Origin of the sequence: Bacteroides neonati, assembly GCF_000499785.1 — a bacterium.
GTDB classification, from domain to species: Bacteria; Bacteroidota; Bacteroidia; order Bacteroidales; family Bacteroidaceae; genus Bacteroides; species Bacteroides neonati.
Window position 1 is genome coordinate 64717 of the sequence record NZ_HG726021.1, and the last position, 18851, is coordinate 83567.

At 45.1% G+C, this 18851-nt stretch carries 19 protein-coding genes; 4 read left to right on the plus strand and 15 right to left on the minus strand.

Translation table 11 applies throughout. The features are described from left to right. Positions 1-597 precede the first annotated feature (597 nt). Positions 598-1617, minus strand: a complete 1020-nt coding sequence (holA, locus tag TY03_RS09360; RefSeq protein ID WP_042369501.1) for a DNA polymerase III subunit delta — start codon at positions 1615-1617, stop codon at positions 598-600. A gap of 9 nt (positions 1618-1626) precedes the next feature. After that, positions 1627-2403 carry an AMP nucleosidase gene (locus tag TY03_RS09365; protein ID WP_042369502.1) on the minus strand — a complete coding sequence of 259 codons (777 nt, stop codon included), beginning with the start codon at positions 2401-2403 and terminating at the stop codon, positions 1627-1629. 63 nt (positions 2404-2466) lie between these two features. On the opposite strand from TY03_RS09365, the gene TY03_RS09370 reads away from it, so the two are divergent. Both TY03_RS09370 and nagA read left to right on the plus strand, forming a co-directional pair. Then, positions 2467-2919, plus strand: a complete 453-nt coding sequence (locus TY03_RS09370; protein WP_042369504.1) for a type I restriction enzyme HsdR N-terminal domain-containing protein — start codon at positions 2467-2469, stop codon at positions 2917-2919. Beyond that, complete coding sequence (gene nagA, locus TY03_RS09375) at positions 2916-4088, plus strand: N-acetylglucosamine-6-phosphate deacetylase (RefSeq protein WP_042369507.1); 1173 nt, start codon at positions 2916-2918, stop codon at positions 4086-4088. Before TY03_RS09370 ends, nagA begins: the two co-directional genes overlap by 4 nt. A gap of 109 nt (positions 4089-4197) precedes the next feature. Here nagA and TY03_RS09380 read toward each other — a convergent pair whose 3' ends face one another. The 13 genes from TY03_RS09380 to TY03_RS09440 form a co-directional block, all read right to left on the minus strand. Further along, positions 4198-7323 (minus strand): efflux RND transporter permease subunit, encoded by a 3126-nt coding sequence (locus TY03_RS09380; protein WP_042369509.1) that lies wholly within the window; start codon positions 7321-7323, stop codon positions 4198-4200. A 40-nt stretch (positions 7324-7363) separates the two neighbouring features. Then, complete coding sequence (locus TY03_RS09385; RefSeq protein ID WP_042369511.1) at positions 7364-8467, minus strand: efflux RND transporter periplasmic adaptor subunit; 1104 nt, start codon at positions 8465-8467, stop codon at positions 7364-7366. A 34-nt stretch (positions 8468-8501) separates the two neighbouring features. Continuing rightward, positions 8502-9896 carry an efflux transporter outer membrane subunit gene (locus tag TY03_RS09390; RefSeq protein WP_042369513.1) on the minus strand — a complete coding sequence of 465 codons (1395 nt, stop codon included), beginning with the start codon at positions 9894-9896 and terminating at the stop codon, positions 8502-8504. Between the two features lie 156 nt (positions 9897-10052). Then, entirely contained in the window at positions 10053-10886 is an 834-nt protein-coding gene (locus tag TY03_RS09395; RefSeq protein WP_042369516.1) for a zinc ribbon domain-containing protein, read from the minus strand. A gap of 5 nt (positions 10887-10891) precedes the next feature. Next, positions 10892-11986, minus strand: coding sequence for a Nif3-like dinuclear metal center hexameric protein (locus TY03_RS09400; RefSeq protein ID WP_042369518.1), 1095 nt, complete (start codon positions 11984-11986; stop codon positions 10892-10894). A 114-nt stretch (positions 11987-12100) separates the two neighbouring features. After that, positions 12101-13069, minus strand: a complete 969-nt coding sequence (locus TY03_RS09405; protein WP_042369521.1) for a permease — start codon at positions 13067-13069, stop codon at positions 12101-12103. Positions 13070-13175: 106 nt separating this feature from the next. Further along, positions 13176-13631 (minus strand): arsenate reductase ArsC, encoded by a 456-nt coding sequence (locus TY03_RS09410; RefSeq protein ID WP_042369523.1) that lies wholly within the window; start codon positions 13629-13631, stop codon positions 13176-13178. 12 nt (positions 13632-13643) lie between these two features. Next, positions 13644-13877: a thioredoxin family protein gene (locus TY03_RS09415; protein ID WP_042369525.1), complete on the minus strand. Its 234-nt coding sequence runs from the start codon at positions 13875-13877 to the stop codon at positions 13644-13646. Positions 13878-13943: 66 nt separating this feature from the next. Next, on the minus strand, positions 13944-14273 hold the full coding sequence (locus tag TY03_RS09420; protein ID WP_042369527.1) for an ArsR/SmtB family transcription factor: 330 nt from the start codon (positions 14271-14273) through the stop codon (positions 13944-13946). 449 nt (positions 14274-14722) lie between these two features. After that, a complete protein-coding gene (locus TY03_RS09425; protein WP_074434158.1) occupies positions 14723-15328 on the minus strand; it encodes a nucleotidyltransferase family protein in 606 nt (201 codons plus the stop codon). Continuing rightward, positions 15318-15614, minus strand: coding sequence for a hypothetical protein (locus TY03_RS09430; RefSeq protein WP_042369529.1), 297 nt, complete (start codon positions 15612-15614; stop codon positions 15318-15320). Before TY03_RS09430 ends, TY03_RS09425 begins: the two co-directional genes overlap by 11 nt. Beyond that, a complete protein-coding gene (locus TY03_RS09435) occupies positions 15611-16411 on the minus strand; it encodes an ABC transporter permease (protein WP_042369531.1) in 801 nt (266 codons plus the stop codon). Before TY03_RS09435 ends, TY03_RS09430 begins: the two co-directional genes overlap by 4 nt. Before the next feature lie 36 nt (positions 16412-16447). Beyond that, on the minus strand, positions 16448-17068 hold the full coding sequence (locus tag TY03_RS09440; RefSeq protein WP_042369533.1) for an ABC transporter ATP-binding protein: 621 nt from the start codon (positions 17066-17068) through the stop codon (positions 16448-16450). Between the two features lie 85 nt (positions 17069-17153). Between TY03_RS09440 and TY03_RS09445 the strand changes: the two genes are divergently transcribed. After that, entirely contained in the window at positions 17154-17693 is a 540-nt protein-coding gene (locus TY03_RS09445) for a ferredoxin domain-containing protein (RefSeq protein ID WP_042369535.1), read from the plus strand. A gap of 26 nt (positions 17694-17719) precedes the next feature. Next, entirely contained in the window at positions 17720-18838 is a 1119-nt protein-coding gene (locus TY03_RS09450; protein WP_042369537.1) for an agmatine deiminase family protein, read from the plus strand. Positions 18839-18851: the final 13 nt, after the last annotated feature.

Here is an 18851-nt window from a genome sequence, read left to right on the forward strand (position 1 = left end):
GAATTACAAATGTGTATATTTAATATATGAATGATATATATTACAAACGTATAATTTGTTGGTTATAGATACAACTACTTGTCTTTATTCTTTTGAATTATACGGATGTAAAATGAGACGTCTTATTTAAAACTGATACTTAGTATTTACATTTATGCTTCTATTAGCAATTCTCGGCGTTATTTCCGTATAAAATACCGTATAGTTATTTTTTTTCGATTACAGGAGGGCTTTTATTGATTCAAGCTATTGATATATAGGTAATTATATGCTTATTTTCTGCATTAAACAAGCTGTATTCTAGAAAATAGAAGAGTTTGAAGCTCAATTTGACATTATGCTACTATTATGGCTTCATTATTATCCTATATATACTAATGAAGGTAGAAGAATCTCGTGCATTCTCTTATAAATAAATGACGGAATTTGGATATGAAGATGTAAAGATGAAAGAGCTATGGTTAGGCAATAAAGAGAGAAAAATCGAGCCTAAATAACGAATAAATAATAAGAAAAGAGAGGTAATTTACCCTCCATAGGACGATATTGATAGATGCAATAACAGCTGTCTAATGGAGGGGCTTAGAAAAGTCTTGGTTAATGAAGAATATTGAACACTAATTCGCGTAAAATATCGCCATCACTGGTCGAAGGGTTATTTACTCCTTTCGATTTTGCATCGGCATATCGTATTGCACCTACGATCTGCATGGTCTTTACTCCGCTATATTTACGCATAGCTGCCATATAATCCCGAGCCTGCCAAGGGGTTTTAAGGCCTAACATACCTGCTATACCCTGCTCTGATTTGTCGGGTGCGTAATAGGCAAGCATTAAGTTAGCGTAGAAGTTAAATAGTAGCGATAGTGTCATCTGAATCGGGTTGGTTTTAGGATTTTCCTCAAAATATTTTATTATCTTATTTGCTTTAAGAATATCCTTTTCCACCAATGCGCTACGCAATTCGAAGTTATTATAATCCTTACTGATACCGATATTTTTTTCGATTTGTTCGGGAGTTATACGCTTCTGATTGGAGGGTAAGGTAATGATTAACTTTTCGAGTTCTCCGGTAAGACGACTTAAATCAGAGCCTACGAAATCGGATAGCATGGCAGTGGCTTTCGGTTCCATATCGATGCCTTTTCGCTTCATGTATGAGCTGATAAAGGCAGGAAGCTGAGCTTCCTTTATCTTTTTCGATTCGAAAAGAACGCCTCTCTTCTCTATCTCGGCAGCCAATTTCTTTCTTCGGTCGAGGGTGCCATGTTTGTGGCATATCACAAGAATGGTGGAAGTAAGCGGCTTTTGCAAGTAGAATGCTAGCTCCTCTATGTTGCGTATAGCTTGTGCCTCTTTGACGATTACAACCTGATGTTCGCACATCATCGGATAGCGTTTGGCGGCATTGATAATGGTCGATACATCTACATCGGCACCATATACTACGGTTTGGTTGAACTCTTTTTCGGTTTCGTTCAATACGTTTTCGGCGATATAATCGGCAATGAGGTCTATATAATAAGATTCCTCGCCCATCAAATAGTATATCGGGCGGTATTGTTTGGCCCTTAGCTCTTTGAGGACGTCTTCACAGGTCAGTTCTTGTTTAGCCATATTCTCTTTTTACCAGTCGAATTTCAGGTGTTTTACTGTTTTCTTTTCATCAATAATCATGCGCAAGGAAGCGATACCTATTTCTACATGCTCATCGACATAGTTCTTGGTGACGATACTGTCACTTTTATCGGTTTTCACACCTTCGGGAATCATTGGTTGGTCGGAAACCAATAACAATGCCCCTGTAGGGATGTGATTGGCAAAACCACAGCTAAATAGCGTTGCAGTTTCCATATCTACTGCCATGGCACGAGTTGTAGTGAGGTATTCTTTGAACTTCTCATCGTGTTCCCAAATGCGTCGATTGGTGGTATATACCGTTCCTGTCCAGTAGTCACGTGCATAGTCGCGAATCGACGATGAAACAGCACGTTGGAGCATAAATGCAGGCAATGAAGGCACTTCGGGCGGAAAATAATCATTCGAAGTTCCTTCGCCACGAATGGCCGCAATGGGCAGAATCAGGTCGCCTATTTTATTTTTCTTGTCGATACCGCCACATTTTCCTAAAAACAAACAAGCTTTGGGCATGATTGCACTCAGTAAATCCATGATAATGGCAGCATTGGGACTACCCATACCGAAGTTGATGATCGTCATTCCTTCGGCAGTGGCTGAAGTCATATTGGCGTCTTTTCCGAGAATAGGTACATTGAACTTTTCAGCGAATATTTCGACATACTTATTGAAGTTGGTCAGTAGAATATATTCTCCAAAATCTTCCAGATTACGTTTCGTGTAACGAGGTAACCAATTAGCTACGATTTCTTGCTTTGTTTTCATAATAATCCATTAAATTTGTGTGCCCAATGTAGGGAACCATTATTTAACTTACAAAAATAGTAAATGTTATCGTTAAATCTGCCAGTATTCGACACTAAAATAACGACACGGAATGGAAAAAATGTTATTTTCGACGTGATTCGCAAGCGATATGTAGCTCTGACACCCGAAGAATGGGTTCGTCAGCACTTTGTTCACTTTCTTATTGCACACAAAGGCTATCCGTTGGCACTGATGGCAAATGAAGTATTACTGCACCTCAACGGTACTCAAAAACGATGTGATACGGTGCTCTACCGACGTGATCTTTCGGCTCGGATGATTGTAGAATACAAAGCTCCCCACATAGAGATTACACAAGCCGTGTTTGACCAGATTACGCGCTACAATATGGTTTTGAAGGTCGATTACCTGATTGTAAGCAATGGTATTCAGCATTATTGTTGCCAGATAGATTATAAAAACCAACGTTATACATTTCTGGAAGATATTCCGGACTACTCCTTATTATTATGAACGAAATTTATCAGATTACCAACGGACAGGTGCTCACTCCTGCCGGGTGGTTGAAAGATGCCTCTGTGCTCATTAAAGAGGGTAAAATAGCTAAAATAAGTGCTCACAATCAGAAAATAGATAATGCCATACGTATTGATGCAGAAGGACAATACGTTGTTCCGGGATGCATTGACATGCATATACACGGAGGTGGCGGACGAGACTTTATGGAAGCCACTCCCGAGGCCTTTGAGACTATTATTGAGGCTCACGCCCAGCATGGAACAACTGCCTTGCTGGCTACCTTGGCCGTTTCTTCACCCGATACTATCCATCGAGCCATCGAGGTTTGCGAAAGTATGCAAAACTCTTCTCAGAAAGGTGCCCGTATTCTGGGATTGCATCTCGAAGGAAACTACTTGAATGAGACGATGAAAGGTGCACAGCCACCCGAGTATATTTCGAATCCTGACCCCGATGAATACAAGGCATTACTGGCCTCTACTTCCTGTATCAAGCGTTGGAGTGCATCGCCCGAATTGCCGGGTGCATTAGCCTTCGGCCAATATGTATCGAGCAGGGGCGTACTTGTTGCGTTGGCTCATACCGTAGCCACTTATCCGGAGGTAAAAGAGGCTTATGAAGCAGGTTTTACACATGCGACCCACTTTTATAATGCCATGACAGGAATGCACAAAGAGGGTATTTACAAACGGGAAGGCACTGTAGAGAGTATTTTCTTGATGGATGATATGACCGTTGAGGTAATTGCCGATGGTATTCATGTACCTGAGGCCATTCTTCGGTTAATCTATAAAATAAAAGGGGTGGAACGTACCGTACTGGTAACCGATGCGATGGCTGCTGCTGCCTGTGCAGCCGGAACAGAGATTGATGATAAACGTGTTATCATTGAAGATGGTGTATGCAAACTCGCCGATCGCTCTGCCCTGGCAGGTAGTATTGCTACGGCTGATCGGTTGATTCGAACCATGGTACAAGACGCCGAGACTCCATTGGAGGATGCTATACGCATGACTTCGGAAACTCCTGCCCGCATTCTTCGTATAGCCGACAGAAAAGGAACACTGGAGGTTGGAAAAGATGCCGATATCGTACTCTATAATAAGGATCTGCACGTTCAGAAAGTCTTTGTTGAAGGGCGAATAGTGGGAGGTAATAAATAGAAAATAAAACACTCAAAAAGCGAATCTCCCCCTCTTTTAGTTAACTATATAATAGTAATAAAAGAGGGGGAGATTCGCTTTTTACTTAGTACGATTGGATGTAGAGAATTTAAGAAGGATTTTGTTTCTTCCGGCTCAACTTTTCTTGCAATGTCTGCATCAGTTCATAGAAATTGGGTATGTATACAGTTGCCAATAAGGTATTTAATGCCATACCAAAAACAACGGCTGCTCCCAATGCCACACGGCTTTCGGCTCCTGCACCTGTTGCGAAAAGCAACGGCATCACACCCAATACGAATGCAAACGAAGTCATCAAGATGGGGCGTAACCGAACATGACCGGCCTCGTAAGCAGCATCTCGTATGGAGTTGCCCTCCTTGCGGAAGTCGCGTGCAAACTCTACAATCAGAATACCGTTTTTGGTCGATAAGGCCACCAATAGAATGATACCGATCTGCGTATATATACTTACCGGTGTACCCATAACGTAGCAACCAATCATTGCTCCCAAGAGTGCTACCGGCAGACCGATAACAGCTGCTACGGGGCTTGTCCAGCTTTCGTATTGAGCGGCAAGTACCAAGAAGGCTACCAGCATCGCCATAATCAGTACAACTGTGGTGGTGCTTCCGGCCTGTGTTTCCTGATAAGCCACTGAGGTCCATTCGTAGCCGAAGTTATTACCCAACTGTTCTTTAAACAGACTTTCCATCTGTGCTATGCCCTCGCTCGTACTGCTTCCGGGAGCTACGTTGCAGGTCAGAGCAGCCGTAGGATACATATTGTAGCGGTTCACCTGGTCTTCTCCCAACTGCTCTTCAACCTTAGTGAAGGAAGAGAACGGAACCATCTCTCCTTTCGCGTTGGGTACGCTCAGCTTCAGCACATCATCTATCACCTTTTGGGCTTGATCGTTTGCCTCAATTTTTACTTGATAGATATGCCCAAACTGCACGTAATCATTTACATAAGCCGCGCCCATATAGTATCCGAGCGTTGAAAAGACCTGATCGATGGAGATACCCATAAACTGAACCTTATCGCGGTCGATATTCAGGAAGTATTGAGGCACATTGGCTTGATATTGGCTCGATACCGACAACAGTGCCGGCTTGGAATGATAAGTCGCCAAGAGTGTACCGATGGCTTGTTGCATCTCGGTAGGCCCCAGATTATTGCGGTCTTCGAGCTGTAATTGCAAGCCACCACTGGCTCCCAACCCGGGAATGGCAGGTGGCACCATGGCAAATACCTGCCCCTCCTGTATACCGTAGGCCATTTCATTGAAGCGGTTCACTACGGCCGATGCCGTATGTTGCTTTCCGCTTCGTTCGTCCCATGGTTTTAAGACCACAAAGTAGGTGGCAGAGTTGCTCTGCTCGCCGCCTCCCATAATCGAGAAGCCTGCTATACCGATGTAGTTCTCTACCTCGGGGTAACCGGAGAGTATTTTGTTGATCTGTTTGTTTACTGCCTGTGTTCGCTCCAAACTAGCTGCCGGGGGCAGTTGAACCACAGCAATGAAATAACCGTCATCTTCCGAGGGAATGAACGTAGACGGCCATTTCATAAACAACATGATGGCAATAATTGAAATAATCAAGTAAGAAAACAAAGCCATCCACGGACGAACGAGCAGAGCCTTCACAATGCGGTCATACAATCCTTGTGTCTTATCGAATCCGACATTGAAACCTCTGTAAATAAAGAATTTTGAAGGTTTGCTTTTTTCCAGAAAAAGTGCACAAAGTGCAGGTGTCAAAGTCAGTGAGTTAATGCCACTGAGCACAGTCGAAGCTGCAATAGTGAGTGCAAACTGCTTGTAGAGCTGCCCGGATATACCGCTGATTAATGTAGTCGGAATAAATACGGCCAAGAGAACCAATACGACTCCCACAATCGGACCGGTAATCTCTCCCATCGCCTTTGTTACAGCATCACGAGGTGTATATTGTCCGGTTTCGAGTAGTCGTGATGAGTTCTCGACCACCACGATGGCATCATCGACCACAATCGCGACTGCTAAAATTAAACCGAACAAGGTCAATGTGTTGATTGAGAATCCTAATGCTGCCATGACCGCCAATGTACCGATAAGCGATACCGGAATGGTGATACACGGAATAATCACCGCCCGCCAGTTCTGCAAGAAAAGGAAAATGACGAGCACAACGAGTAGTGTTGTTTCAAGGAAGGTAACCAAAACCTCGTCGATGGAAGCATTGATTACATCCGTCGTATCGAGTGTTACATTGTAGGTGATGCCCGAGGGAAAATTCTCTGCCAACTGGTTCATTCGCTCTTTCACTCCTTTAGATACTTCGAGCGAGTTTGAACCGGGTTGCTGATAGATGGCGATGGCAGCTGTGGGTTTTCCGTTGATTTGAGAAACCACGTTGTAGGATGCCGAACCCAGGTCAATACGGGCAATGTCTTTGAGCCTGAGCATCTTTCCACCTGCATCGGAACGAATCACGATATCGCCGAACTGCTCGGGCGAGGTAAGGCGTCCCTCTACATTGAGGGTGTATTGATAGGCGTTTTTATTGTCCTTGCCAATGGGTTGCCCCACATATCCGGCTGATACCTCTACGTTTTGCGACTGAATGGCTTGGTATACGTCGACCGGAGATAAGTTGCGAATGCGCATGGCTTCGGGATCGAGCCAGATACGCATGGAGTAGTTGCCCGCTCCCATCACGTTGACCACGCCTACGCCGGGCACACGCGTCAATTGGTCTACCATGTTTAATTTGGCATAGTTGCTTAAGTATAGCCCGTCATAAATAGAGTCTTTGGAAGTCATGGTCAGGAACATAACCACGTTCGACGATTGCTTCTGCACGGTTACTCCCTGCACTACTACCGGAGCGGGTAGCGACGATTGGGCTATACTCACCCGGTTTTGTACCTGTACGGTAGCCATGTCGATATCTGTTCCAACAGCGAAGGTAATAGTTAGCGAGTATGCACCCGAGGATGAAGAGTTGGATGACATGTACAACATACCGTCGACTCCATTGACTTGTTGCTCAATGGGGATACCTACGGTTTGCGCTACTGTTTGCGCATTCGCTCCCGGATAATACGCCGATACTTGCACCGTAGGCGGTGTAATATCCGGAAATTGTGCCACGGGTAGTATATTGAGAGTCACCAGTCCGGCTACCACGATGAGTAGTGCAAGCACAGTGGCGAATATAGGACGGTCGATGAAGAATTTTGAGAACATAATAATTGTTTTTTTTAATGATCATTCATGCAAGTCTTTCTTATTCAAGCACAGGCTTTACCTGCATTCCCTCCCGTACTTTCATAAGCGCCTTGGTTACGTACTTGTCGTTTGGCGAAAGTCCGCTTATAACCTGTCTTAAGGTGTCACTAATCAGTTGTCCGGTGATGATGTGGCGATAATCTACTCTATTAGAGTCGTTCACCAAGTATACATATTTGCCCAATTGATCGGTACCGATGGATGCATCTTGTACCAGCAGTGCGTTGGGTTGTTGGGCATAAGGCAGGGTGATGCTTACGTACAAACCGCTTTTAAGTATCCCTTTCGGATTGTCTAAATTGGCACGAACGTTGAGCGTTCCGGTACTCATGTCTACGTTGGGCGATAAATAATCGAGTTGCGCCGGATAGGTTTGCAGGCCGTCTTTTCCCAAGCGAACGATTACATCTCTGGGCAGTCCATCTTTGTTTTCATTGCTCATCAGCATGGATAGCCATTGGTTGTCGGCTACATTAAAATAGGTATACATCCGGTTGTCTTGATAGATCGTAGCCAGTGTAACTGGTTGTGCGGCTCCGCTGATGTAATTGCCTACATCGACGGTTTTGTTGCTCACCGTTCCGTCAAACGGTGCTCTGATGTAGCAATAAGTCAGGTTGGTTTGCGCACTGTTTAGTACCGCTTCGGCATTTTTGACTGCCGCTATGCCTTCATTCATAGTCGATTCGGCTTGTAGTACCTGTATCCGGCTTACGGCATCGCTTTTCAGTGCTTCGGTCATGCGCGAATAGTTGTTGCGGGCATACTCCAGCTGTACCTTGGCTGTTCGCAGTGCAGCTTCGGCTTGCGATACATTGTCTTTGTAAATCGTCGGTTCGATGACAAAAAGGATTTGTCCTTTCTTGACCCGACTACCGGGAGTAAACGAGGCCGATTGCAAGGTTCCGTTTACCCGTGCTACCAGATTAACGGTCTGTTGCGAAGTTAAATACCCCGGATAATCCTTCGTTAGCGTAATGTCTTTCACCAGCGGTTTCGCTACACTGATTTCCGGAGTAGGCATAGCTCTCGACATCTCTTTTTTCTCCTTGCAACCTGTCAGTAATGGCAGAGCGAGAAGGATATACAGCATTCTTTTCATTGTTAGGGTAGGTTTTATGATTATATGATTCTTATTAATTGCCCCATCCGCCACCTAAGGCCTGATACATGGCAATGAGCTGCAACAACGAATTGCCTCGTGCTTCGACCAACTGACTCTCATAAGTTAGCAGAGAGCGTTGTGCGTCGAGTACATTTTGAAACGGGCTTAACCCCTGTTTGTACAGATTCAGTGAGAGGGTCAGTGTTTCCAGTCCTTGGTTGCATACCTCGCGCAGTGCTACAATCTGCTTAATCGAATTGCGATATGCATTCATGGCATTGTCGGTTTCTTGCACAGCCGTTAATACGGTTTGGTTGAACTGGTTGATGGCTTCGTCCAATTGTGCGCGTGCCAGTTTGGTGGCATTAAACAGTTGTCCGCCGCTGAAGAGTGTCCAGCTCAGTGCCGGAGCAATCTCATAGGTCAGGGCTTTGCTATTGGTCAGGTCTTTAAAGTCGCGTGCAGCATAGCCCACCGATCCTTTCAGGAATACCTTGGGCAGCCAATCAGCTTTCGAAGCTCCCACCAAGGCAGCCTGTGCATTGACCTGACGTTCGGCAACACGAATATCGGGACGCCTTAACAGCAGGTCGGCAGGCAATCCTACGCCGATGGGCTCCATATAATCGGGCAGTGTCCCTACCCGTTCGAGCATGGGGCGTATCTCTTGCGGGTAAGTGCCCAACAATACCGCTAAGGTAGTGATGTATTGATTGATGCTCGATTCGAGCTGCGGAATAGCCGCTTTGGTACTGTAATATACCGATTTGGCTTGGGCGACATCCAGTTTAGACACCAATCCGGTGTTGTATCTGACTTCGGTAATTTTAAGTACTACCTCTTGCGATTCGCTGTTCTCCTGTACTACTTTGAGTTCCTGCTGCAATTGCCGCAAGTTAATATAGGCCGATGCCACCTGTGCCGAGAGCGAAACCATCACTGCCGTATACTCCTCTTTGCTTGCCGCGAAAGTCTCCTTCTGCGCTTTCACCCGTTGGCGGATACTCCCGAATACATCGACCTCCCAACTCATATTGAGCGAAGCATCATAATAATGCTGGGTCGATTGGGGGAGCTCACTGGTCAGTCCACTGCTTTGCTGACGCGTCCATCCTCCATTGAAGCCGATGCTGGGAAAGAAGTTTCCGCGTTCGATACGCAAGTTGGCTTTGGCTGCATTCATGCGGTCGATGGCTGTCAGTACCGAATAATTTCGATCAACGGCTACTGTAATTAGTGAGTCGAGCGACTTATCGCCAAAGGCTTTCCACCATTGGTCGTCGACAGGAAGTACTTGTTGAAATACATCTCCACTCTCCTCCCATGTTTGTGGCAAGGGGGCATTTAAGTAACGCTTGGTTGTCTGTGCGTATCCGGCAGACGATAGAAACAGTAGAAGCGGAATGCTCCAGGCTCGTATATTCATAAGTTCAGGTTTTATAGAAATGAAATGAGAACAACTAAATCATTATATTGTTCTCTGCTTTTGTCCGAGCGGAGGCAAGGTATTATCAAAAAAAAAGACCAAAGAGTTAGTTGCAAACTCCTTGGTCTTATCTTGTCGACTTATTTTAATTAAGCCTTATGCATCTGTCATTTTTCTTTTGATCGCTCTTTTTGCTGGTGCAGCAACGGTCTCCTCTATTTTCACCTCCAGTTGTACGCCTGCCAATTCGGGGTCGATCATGATACGTCCGCAATATTCGCAAACGATTACTTTCTTACGCGAACGGATGTCCAGTTGTCTCTGAGGTGGAATTTTGTTGAAACAGCCACCACAAGCATCGCGTTGTACGTATACGATACCCAGTCCGTTGCGTGAGTTCTTACGAATACGCTTGAATGACTGAAGCAAACGTGGCTCGATCTTTGTTTCCAAGTCTTTTGCTTTCTCTCTGAGTCTCTCTTCTTCCTGCTTGGTTTCAGAGATAATCTCGTCCAGTTCGCCCTTCTTTTGGTCAAGATCCTTTTGTCTTTCTTCCAAAGCAGCTGTGCTCGTAGCTACTTCGGCCGATTTTTCTTGCTCTTCGGCTGAGAATTCTTTGATTCTCTTTTCGCAAAGTTCGATTTCCAATGTCTGGAACTCGATCTCCTTGGTCAAGAAGTCATACTCACGGTTGTTGCGTACGTTATCTTGTTGCGACTTGTATTTATCGACGGCCGCTTTGGCTGCCTCTATCTCTACCCGCTTGCCGGCAATGGCAGATTTCAACCCGCTTACTTCCGCTTTGATCTTGTCAATACGCGTACTCAAACCTATGATTTCGTCTTCAAGATCTTGTACTTCCAGTGGAAGTTCGCCTCTAAGTGTCTTAATCTTGTCGATTTCTGATACCATGGTTTGCAGTTGGAACAATGTTTTCAGCTTTTGTTCTACTGTCAACTCTTTCGGTTCGTTTTTTGCTTCTTTAGCCATTTTATTTATAAATATTTGATGGGATTCGTATTTACCTTACTCTGTTGGAGCACGAGATTCGGACATACCTCCCGGATTATAGAATAAAAAATTTCTTTCGTATATTGTTCGCTTTCGTAATGTCCTATCTCGGCCATCAGAATCTCTTCTTCGTGTCCAAAATAGTCATGATACTTTATTTCGCCCGTTATAAACACATCGGCTCCGCTGCGGATGGCCTGTGGCAGCAAGAACGATCCTGCACCGCCACAAAGGGCTACTTTCTTTATTTCGCGTCCCGATAGTTTGTTGTGTTTCAAACAACCTACCTCGAACGTTTTCTTGATTCGTTTCAGAAACTCAAGTTCGCTTTCGCAACTATCCAACTCTCCCACCACTCCGGATCCTACTTGTGCCCACGTGTTTTGAAGAGGATACAGATCGAACGCCGGCTCTTCATAAGGATGTGCGGCCAATAGTGCACGGGTGGCTTCTGCTTTTCGAAAAGCGGGTACGATGGTTTCTATGCGTACCTCTTCCTCGTGATGCAGTTCACCAATGCTGCCGCAAAAGGGATTTGTTCCTTCTCCTGCCCGAAACGTACCTTCGCCTTTTGTATTATAGCTGCACGAATCGTAGTTGCCAATCGTTCCGCACCCGGCATTGAACAGGGCTTTGCGCACCGTATCTGCTTGTGCCGAAGGAACAAACGTAACCAACTTCAGCAAGCTATTCTCTTTGGGTTCCAATATCTGCACATTCTTCAATCCTATTTTCTCAGCTATTTTAAAGTTCACCCCACCGGCTGCATTGTCCAGATTGGTATGAGCCGAATAGATCACGATATCGTTTCGGATGGCTTTGAGTATGCAACGTTCTACATAATCTTTTCCGGTGATCGATTTATACCCTTTAAAAATAAGAGGATGATGTGAGATGATCAGGTTACACCCGTGTGCGATCGCTTCATCGATCACTGGTTCGGTAACGTCAAGACACAACAAAGCCCCTGTTGCTTCCGCTTCTGTCAGTCCGATTTGCAGGCCGGCATTATCAAATCCGTCTTGCAATGGCAGAGGCGCGAACCGTTCAAGGGCGCTTACTATTTCTTTAATTTTCATTGTGATTAGAAAATTTGAGTGCAAAGATAGTAAAAAAAGGGAAGATGTACCCTTTTTATCGTTTTTTATAAATCAATCTGCTGGTTCAGGTCATACTGAAGGGTTCTATTGCTATCACAACACTATGTTAAACAGATAGCCCGATAGGATAATAAACAGTGCTACGGTTCCGAAGAATATTCCGATTAAGCGCCATGTCATTACCTTTTTGAGCAATGTTGCCTCCGGCAGTGACAATCCGACTACTCCCATCATAAAGGCGATGGCCGTTCCCAATGGTACGCCTTTGGCTACAAATACTTGAATGACGGGAACAATACCTGCTGCATTGGCATACATCGGTACAGCAAGAATAACCGCCAAAGGAACAGAATACCATTTGTCGGCAGATAAATACTCTGCAAAGAACCCTTCGGGCACAAAGCCGTGCATGGCAGCACCTATACCTATACCGATAATTACATAGATAAGCACCCCACGAACAATACCCCAAGCGTCTTTTATTATTGTAGGCAGGCGTTTTGCAAATGAAATATGTTCTGCTTCCCACTGGGCTGTTTCAACCTCGGATTGAGCTTGAATCTGTTTTACCCACGGGCTTAAAAACTTCTCTAATTTGAACTTTTCGAGAACAAACCCTCCAACGGTTCCAAGTAAAACACCCGATATAGTATAAATCAATGTGGCTTTCAGGCCGAATGCTCCAAGAAACATAGCTACTGCCACTTCGTTTACCAGCGGAGATGTTATTAAAAATGCAAAAGTTACGCCCAACGGAATACCGCCTTTTACAAATCCGATGAAAAGCGGAATGGAAGAACAGCTGCAAAACGGCGTGATTGCCCCGAATAAGGAGGCAAAAAAGTATTGAAAACCGTATAGTCTACGTGTGGTTAAGAATGTTCTGAGCCTATCTATGGGAAAGTATGCATTTACAATGCCCATCAATCCGCTGATAAGGAATAACAGAATGAGAATTTTGATGGTGTCGTAGAAGAAAAAGTTAACGGCAGCCCCCATGTGCGTATGGGCACCCATTCCAAAAATCCCATATACCAGCCAATCGGCAAATTTTTGTATCATAATTTATAAATCAATATTTTTATGCCTATAACGATGCACAACGCGACTCAAACAGTCGGGTATCGCTCAGGCCTATGCCTTGTTTCTTTTCCATTGCAGATAGTAATTAGCAGCTACCACCACAAGAACATTTGGGTAATTCTTGTTTTTTAATCTCTTTGATGTAAAATTCGTAGAAACGGTTTTTAATCTCGTCTCTTACACGGCGAAACTCGCTTTCGATAAATGGAAGCGTTCCTTCGGCGTGCGATGGGTCATCAAAGCCAATGTGCAAACGCTGCGCTACTTTTCCTGTAAACATAGGGCAAGCTTCGTTCGCTCCACCGCATACGGTTATTACATAATCCCACTCCTCACCAAGATACATGTCAACAGAATCGGAGGTATGGTGCGAAATATCTATCCCAACCTCTGCCATCGCCTTAACAGCTCCTGCATTTAATTTACCTGCCGCCTGTGTACCAGCCGAGCGAACTGTTATATTTTTGTCAAACGACTGTAAAAAGCCATGTGCCATCTGGCTACGGCAACTATTGCCTGTACAAAGAATCAATACGTTCATTTTGTCGGTAAGTTATTTCGTTAAAAGCGCTTTTACATCGGCAACAGATAGTTTTTTCCCTGCTGAAACAACCTTTTCGTTGATTACTAAACCCGGCATTGACATGACATTGTAATTCATAATCTGCATCAGGTCTTCTTCTTTGATAACTGTAGCTTCGATACCCAATTCGGCTACTGCTTGCTTTACTGTTTCGTACAGTGTCTTGCAACTGGCACACCCTGTGCCTAAAACCTTAATTTCCATTTTATCTAAATTTTTAATGTTAGTTAATCGTAAAACTACGAACATTGTTTTTAAAAAAATATGCGGTTATTCACAGCATATTTTTTTGTCAGTACAACAATTAGAGAATAAGCAGTCAAATAATTGCTTAGCTCTATTCCAATTCGCTCGGTTAATGCAATACCGAACCTTTGGCGGTTCTATATCGCCTTGTATCAGCCCTGCATCTTTTAGTTCTTTTAAGTGTTGAGACACAGTCGCTTTGGCAATCGGAAGCTCATCGTGGATATCTCCAAAGAAGCAACTGTCTTGGCTGGCTAGAAACTCGATAATTGTGATTCTCGCAGGATGTCCTAATGCTTTTGCAAAACGAGCTAATTGCTCATTATCTGCTGTATAATCCCTATTTTTTTTCATGGCTGCTTTTGTTTGTTCGCAAATCTACGAACAAGTTTTATGACTGCCAAATAATTGTTCGGTAAATTACGAATAATGAGTATTTCTTTATTTTACAATACCCAAATATCAGTCATATTGAAGTAGAATATGGAGTTGCTCATTAAGCAATTTGAATGGAGTAATAGTTGATTTATCAGCAATGAAGAGAGACTGAAGAAAAGAAAATTTCAAGTCGAAAACAATGTTTTATTCTATTGTAAATACCTGTATAACAAACGGTTGATTTATATTTTTTCAGAGTCTAACACCTTGTTTTTCTTTGTTTGCAAGAGTAGTATATTAACACGGTGTTAATTATGTACTCTTGCTATCAAAGAGTACGTAATCATTCATGCCAACAATACGTACTTTTGCGTGGTAAGAAACAGAAGAATTGTTATAACGATAACAGTGTTAAATCTTCATCGTCAACTTTGTAAGCCTAACTTTTTAATTCTCGACTGTATCCCACCCTCTTTACGCTCAAAAATATCGGCCAGCTCTTTTATCGTTTTACCTTCGCCGAGCAACTGCTTTAACCTGTCGTCATCCGCTTGTAACCAAGGGTTATACGCATTGGGGTGTTCAACGCGGCACGCATCGATGGAATATACCGGAAGGTTGGAAAGCTGTTTGTATGCCTTGAGGTACTTCTTCAGCCGCTTTACATCCTTATCCGAAATATAGGCTAAACGACGAATATCCATATTATCCGTCAAGTCATTGAGTTTCACCTTCACAGCCAACGGGTTTTTCTTGATTCGCTGTATAAACTTATCGTATGGTTCGTCTTTCGATTGTTTGGTTATCGAACGAAGAGCCTCAATTACCTCAGGAGAGAACCCTTCGCATTGTAGCTGTTCAAAAGTCCAGTCGCTATCTTCTACGACATCGTGTAGCACGCCAACAATTTTTTCGTTGTCGGTGGTTCCCATATTCATCACACGAAGCGGGTGTTCGATGTAGGGCTGTCCTGCCTTATCTACCTGCTCTGCGTGTGCTTTAAGGGCTATTTCAATTGCTTTATTGAGCATCGTCTATATCGTTTTTTTGTGATCGTCTTTTCATGACTTTATTCTTCAATGCATATCGCTCTTCGACCACACGGTCGGTGGGGAAAAACGTGAAGATGATTCGCCACTCCCCTTTCTGAAAAACAAATTTCCGCACAGTGCTTCCCTCACGGATCAGTGTTAGTTTGGCAGCGATAAAATCAGCTATTCCGTCAGGCATTCCCTCGCCTGTGCGCGAGAACTCTGCGGTGATAAAGAATCCGGGGCTTTCGCATGCGCTTATCGTTACTAAGATCTTTTCGGTCATTTTTTCTCTTTCTTCTCAACGGTTACTTGCAGTAGCTTTCCATAGGCATCGAACGACTTTCGGGAGGCCAGCGAGATGGTAATCATGAGCGATAGCATTGAGGCGGCGAAGGTAATGACCATAATCATCATCTGATACTTAATGGCTACGTTTGGCGTGCTTCCTCCCAATATTTGTCCGATCATTGTGCCCGGCAATGCTACCAAGCCCATCACGGCAATGTTGGCAATGAGCGGACTGAAAGCCTTGATGAGGGCTTCGCGTATGAAGGGTGCTTGGGCTTCCTGCCGGGTGGCTCCGTTGCCCAACAGGTAGCAATAGAGCTGCTGCTCGCGTTTGAGTCCGCTGTAATACGTGTTCAGGGCGATAACGTTGCTCGAAAGCATATTGCCCATCAGAATACCGAAGATGGGAATGAAGTATTGCGCGCTGAACACATTGTCGAGCCGTAAAACAATGCCGATGAAATACATGCCTACGAGCACCACACTCGATAGAAAGCCCACCGAGATGGGTATCAACAGTATTTTGCGCTTTAGTTGGGTGCGTACCAGTGCCGTTTGCCCCGCTACCAGCACCATGATGATAACCCACAGGAAGTTTATCCACGGACTGTTCCATAAAAACAGGTACTTCAGGTACATGCCGATGAGAAACAGTTGCACGATCATCCGTGCCGAGCCGATGGCGGTAGCTTGTACCAGTCCTGTTTTAAATTTATGCAGGTAGAAGAACGGAATGCCCAGCAGCAGCAGTCCGATCAGTAAGTTGGAATAAGAAATATCAATAGTGCCCATGAGTTCAATTTACAAGATTGGTGATTGAAATGACCTTTACAGCTCGATGAGGTGATGACACCCGGCTGCAAATCTTTTATCGTGCGATACGGCCAGTACAGACGTACCTTTGTTCGATTGTTGGTTCAAAAACGCTACGACTCTATCTGTCGATTCGGGGTCGAGTGCCGAAGTGGGTTCATCGACTATGATCAACGGTTTCTCCAGCAGGGCGGCTATGGCGAGCATGATACGCTGCCGTTGTCCGCCCGAAATCTCGGTTACCCGCTTGTGGTACAGTTCCTCTTCCAGTCCCAATGCGTCGAAACAAGCAAACAGGCGTTCTGTCGAGAAGGGGATGCTCCGGTTGGCTTTCAGCTCAAAAGGAAGCTTCACCATCTCTGCCACCCACTCGGTGGGGAGTGCCAGCTCTTGCGGAATCCAAGCGATCTGCTTGCGAATGCTGTCGATGGTCGTTTGCTTCAGCTCAATACCGGCTACGCTGATGGTTCCCCGGTGTAGCGGAACAAAGCCCATGACGGCATTGAGAAGCGAGGTTTTTCCTCTCCCCGACTGTCCGGAGATACAGGCGATCTCGCCTCTTAGTAATTGCATGTTAAACTCCGAAAAGAGCACTTCGTCTCCGAATACAATGCAGGCATTCTGTATGTGTAGCATTTTGTTCTAAATCTTTCTTTTCGGCAAAGGTACTATTTTCTTGAAAAACCTTATCTTTGCCTAGTCAATTAATTAAAAAAAGAATATGATACTGAACGAACGAGACACCCGCCACGAGCAGGTATTGAGCGTAGGCAGGCAAATGATGGTTGCAGCGCGTACCGCCCCCAAAGGCAAAGGCGTTGATATTATTGAAATAGCAATGGTCGGAGGCGATGACATGAAGGTGTTGTCGGACAAGATGATAGCTCTTGCCGAGGAGAATGGAATGAAATTCTTCTTGCGCGATGCCGATAACATTCTTAGTGCCGAATGTGTTATATTAATAGGTACGCGCGAGCAGGCGCAAGGGTTAAACTGCGGTCACTGCGGTTTTGCCACGTGTGCAGGCCGTACCGAAGGTGTTCCGTGTGCACTCAACAGCATCGATGTGGGTATTGCCATTGGGTCGGCTTGTGCTACGGCTGCCGACAACCGGGTCGATACGCGCGTTATGTTCTCCGCCGGACTGGCGGCTCAGCAGCTTGATTGGTTGCCCGGGTGCCAAACGGTGTTTGCCATTCCGTTGAGTGCTTCGTCTAAAAATCCGTTTTTCGATCGGAAGCCCAAGCAGGAAACGCTATAAATGTACATATTTTAAATGATAAATAGATGGGAATTATTGTTGGCCTACCCCGTACAGGAGGTTCAGAGAAAGATTTACAGTTGAATTTCGGTGTAGTAGTCACCGAACAGGTAGAGATGAGAGCTCCGTTCTTGCCGGGCGAATGGTTTACCCAAAGTGGCGTACAGCTTACGTGGCCGCACGCTGCAACCGATTGGGCGTATATGTTGCCCGAAGTGGAAGCCTGCTTCGTTCAGATTGCCCGCGAGATAGCCAAGCGTGAGCTGCTATTGATCGTTACCCCCCAACCCGATGAGGTTAGAGAACAGCTCGTTGCCAATCAGATCAACGTATCGAATGTTCGTTTCCTGATCTGCCCGACCGATGATACCTGGGCGCGCGATCATGGTGCTATTACGCTGATGGATACGTGTGGCCCTTCGTTGGTCGATTTCGCCTTCAATGGCTGGGGCAATAAGTTTGCTGCCGAACGCGATAACCGGATTACCCGTTGTGCCGTCGATGCAGGTATGCTGAAAGGTACGTATATCGACCGACTCGACTTTGTGCTCGAAGGTGGTTCCATTGAGAGCGACGGGATGGGCACGGTGCTTACCACATCGCATTGTTTGCTCGCACCTCACCGCAACCAGCCCATGAACCGCATTGATATTGAAGAATACCTGCGCCGCTCTTTTCACCTGCAACGGGTGTTGTGGCTCGATCATGGTTACCTGGCAGGCGACGATACCGACAGCCACATCGATACGTTGGCACGCTTCTGCTCTCCGTCTGTCATTGCCTATGTGCAGTGTACCGACCCAAGCGACGAGCATTACGAAGCTTTGCTGGCTATGGAAGAGCAGCTGAAGACATTCCGTACACTCGCTGGTGAGCCTTATCGATTGTTGCCCTTGCCCATGGCCGATAAGATAGAAGAAGACGGTGAGCGGTTGCCTGCTACTTATGCCAACTTCCTGATCTTAAATGATGCCGTGCTCTACCCTACTTACCGCCAGCCTGCGAATGACAGAAAGGCCAAAGAGGTATTGCAGGAAGCCTTCCCTACTTACGAGATTATTGGCATTGATTGCTGTGCGCTGATCAAGCAGCACGGATCACTGCATTGTGTAACGATGCAATACCCCTCGGGTGTTATTGCGTAACAACAACCGATTT

Coding starts and splice junctions, on each gene's coding strand:
- TY03_RS09420 (WP_042369527.1), bottom strand. CDS start 14,273: ATGAAAAAAAATAGGGATTATACAGCAGATAATGAGCAATTAGCTCGT.
- TY03_RS09380 (WP_042369509.1), bottom strand. CDS start 7,323: ATGTTCTCAAAATTCTTCATCGACCGTCCTATATTCGCCACTGTGCTT.
- TY03_RS09415 (WP_042369525.1), bottom strand. CDS start 13,877: ATGGAAATTAAGGTTTTAGGCACAGGGTGTGCCAGTTGCAAGACACTG.
- TY03_RS09435 (WP_042369531.1), bottom strand. CDS start 16,411: ATGGGCACTATTGATATTTCTTATTCCAACTTACTGATCGGACTGCTG.
- nagA (WP_042369507.1), top strand. CDS start 2,916: ATGAACGAAATTTATCAGATTACCAACGGACAGGTGCTCACTCCTGCC.
- TY03_RS09405 (WP_042369521.1), bottom strand. CDS start 13,069: ATGATACAAAAATTTGCCGATTGGCTGGTATATGGGATTTTTGGAATG.
- TY03_RS09385 (WP_042369511.1), bottom strand. CDS start 8,467: ATGAAAAGAATGCTGTATATCCTTCTCGCTCTGCCATTACTGACAGGT.
- TY03_RS09390 (WP_042369513.1), bottom strand. CDS start 9,896: ATGAATATACGAGCCTGGAGCATTCCGCTTCTACTGTTTCTATCGTCT.
- TY03_RS09425 (WP_074434158.1), bottom strand. CDS start 15,328: ATGCTCAATAAAGCAATTGAAATAGCCCTTAAAGCACACGCAGAGCAG.
- TY03_RS09395 (WP_042369516.1), bottom strand. CDS start 10,886: ATGGCTAAAGAAGCAAAAAACGAACCGAAAGAGTTGACAGTAGAACAA.
- TY03_RS09410 (WP_042369523.1), bottom strand. CDS start 13,631: ATGAACGTATTGATTCTTTGTACAGGCAATAGTTGCCGTAGCCAGATG.
- TY03_RS09445 (WP_042369535.1), top strand. CDS start 17,154: ATGATACTGAACGAACGAGACACCCGCCACGAGCAGGTATTGAGCGTA.
- TY03_RS09400 (WP_042369518.1), bottom strand. CDS start 11,986: ATGAAAATTAAAGAAATAGTAAGCGCCCTTGAACGGTTCGCGCCTCTG.
- TY03_RS09370 (WP_042369504.1), top strand. CDS start 2,467: ATGTTATCGTTAAATCTGCCAGTATTCGACACTAAAATAACGACACGG.
- holA (WP_042369501.1), bottom strand. CDS start 1,617: ATGGCTAAACAAGAACTGACCTGTGAAGACGTCCTCAAAGAGCTAAGG.
- TY03_RS09365 (WP_042369502.1), bottom strand. CDS start 2,403: ATGAAAACAAAGCAAGAAATCGTAGCTAATTGGTTACCTCGTTACACG.
- TY03_RS09450 (WP_042369537.1), top strand. CDS start 17,720: ATGGGAATTATTGTTGGCCTACCCCGTACAGGAGGTTCAGAGAAAGAT.
- TY03_RS09430 (WP_042369529.1), bottom strand. CDS start 15,614: ATGACCGAAAAGATCTTAGTAACGATAAGCGCATGCGAAAGCCCCGGA.
- TY03_RS09440 (WP_042369533.1), bottom strand. CDS start 17,068: ATGCTACACATACAGAATGCCTGCATTGTATTCGGAGACGAAGTGCTC.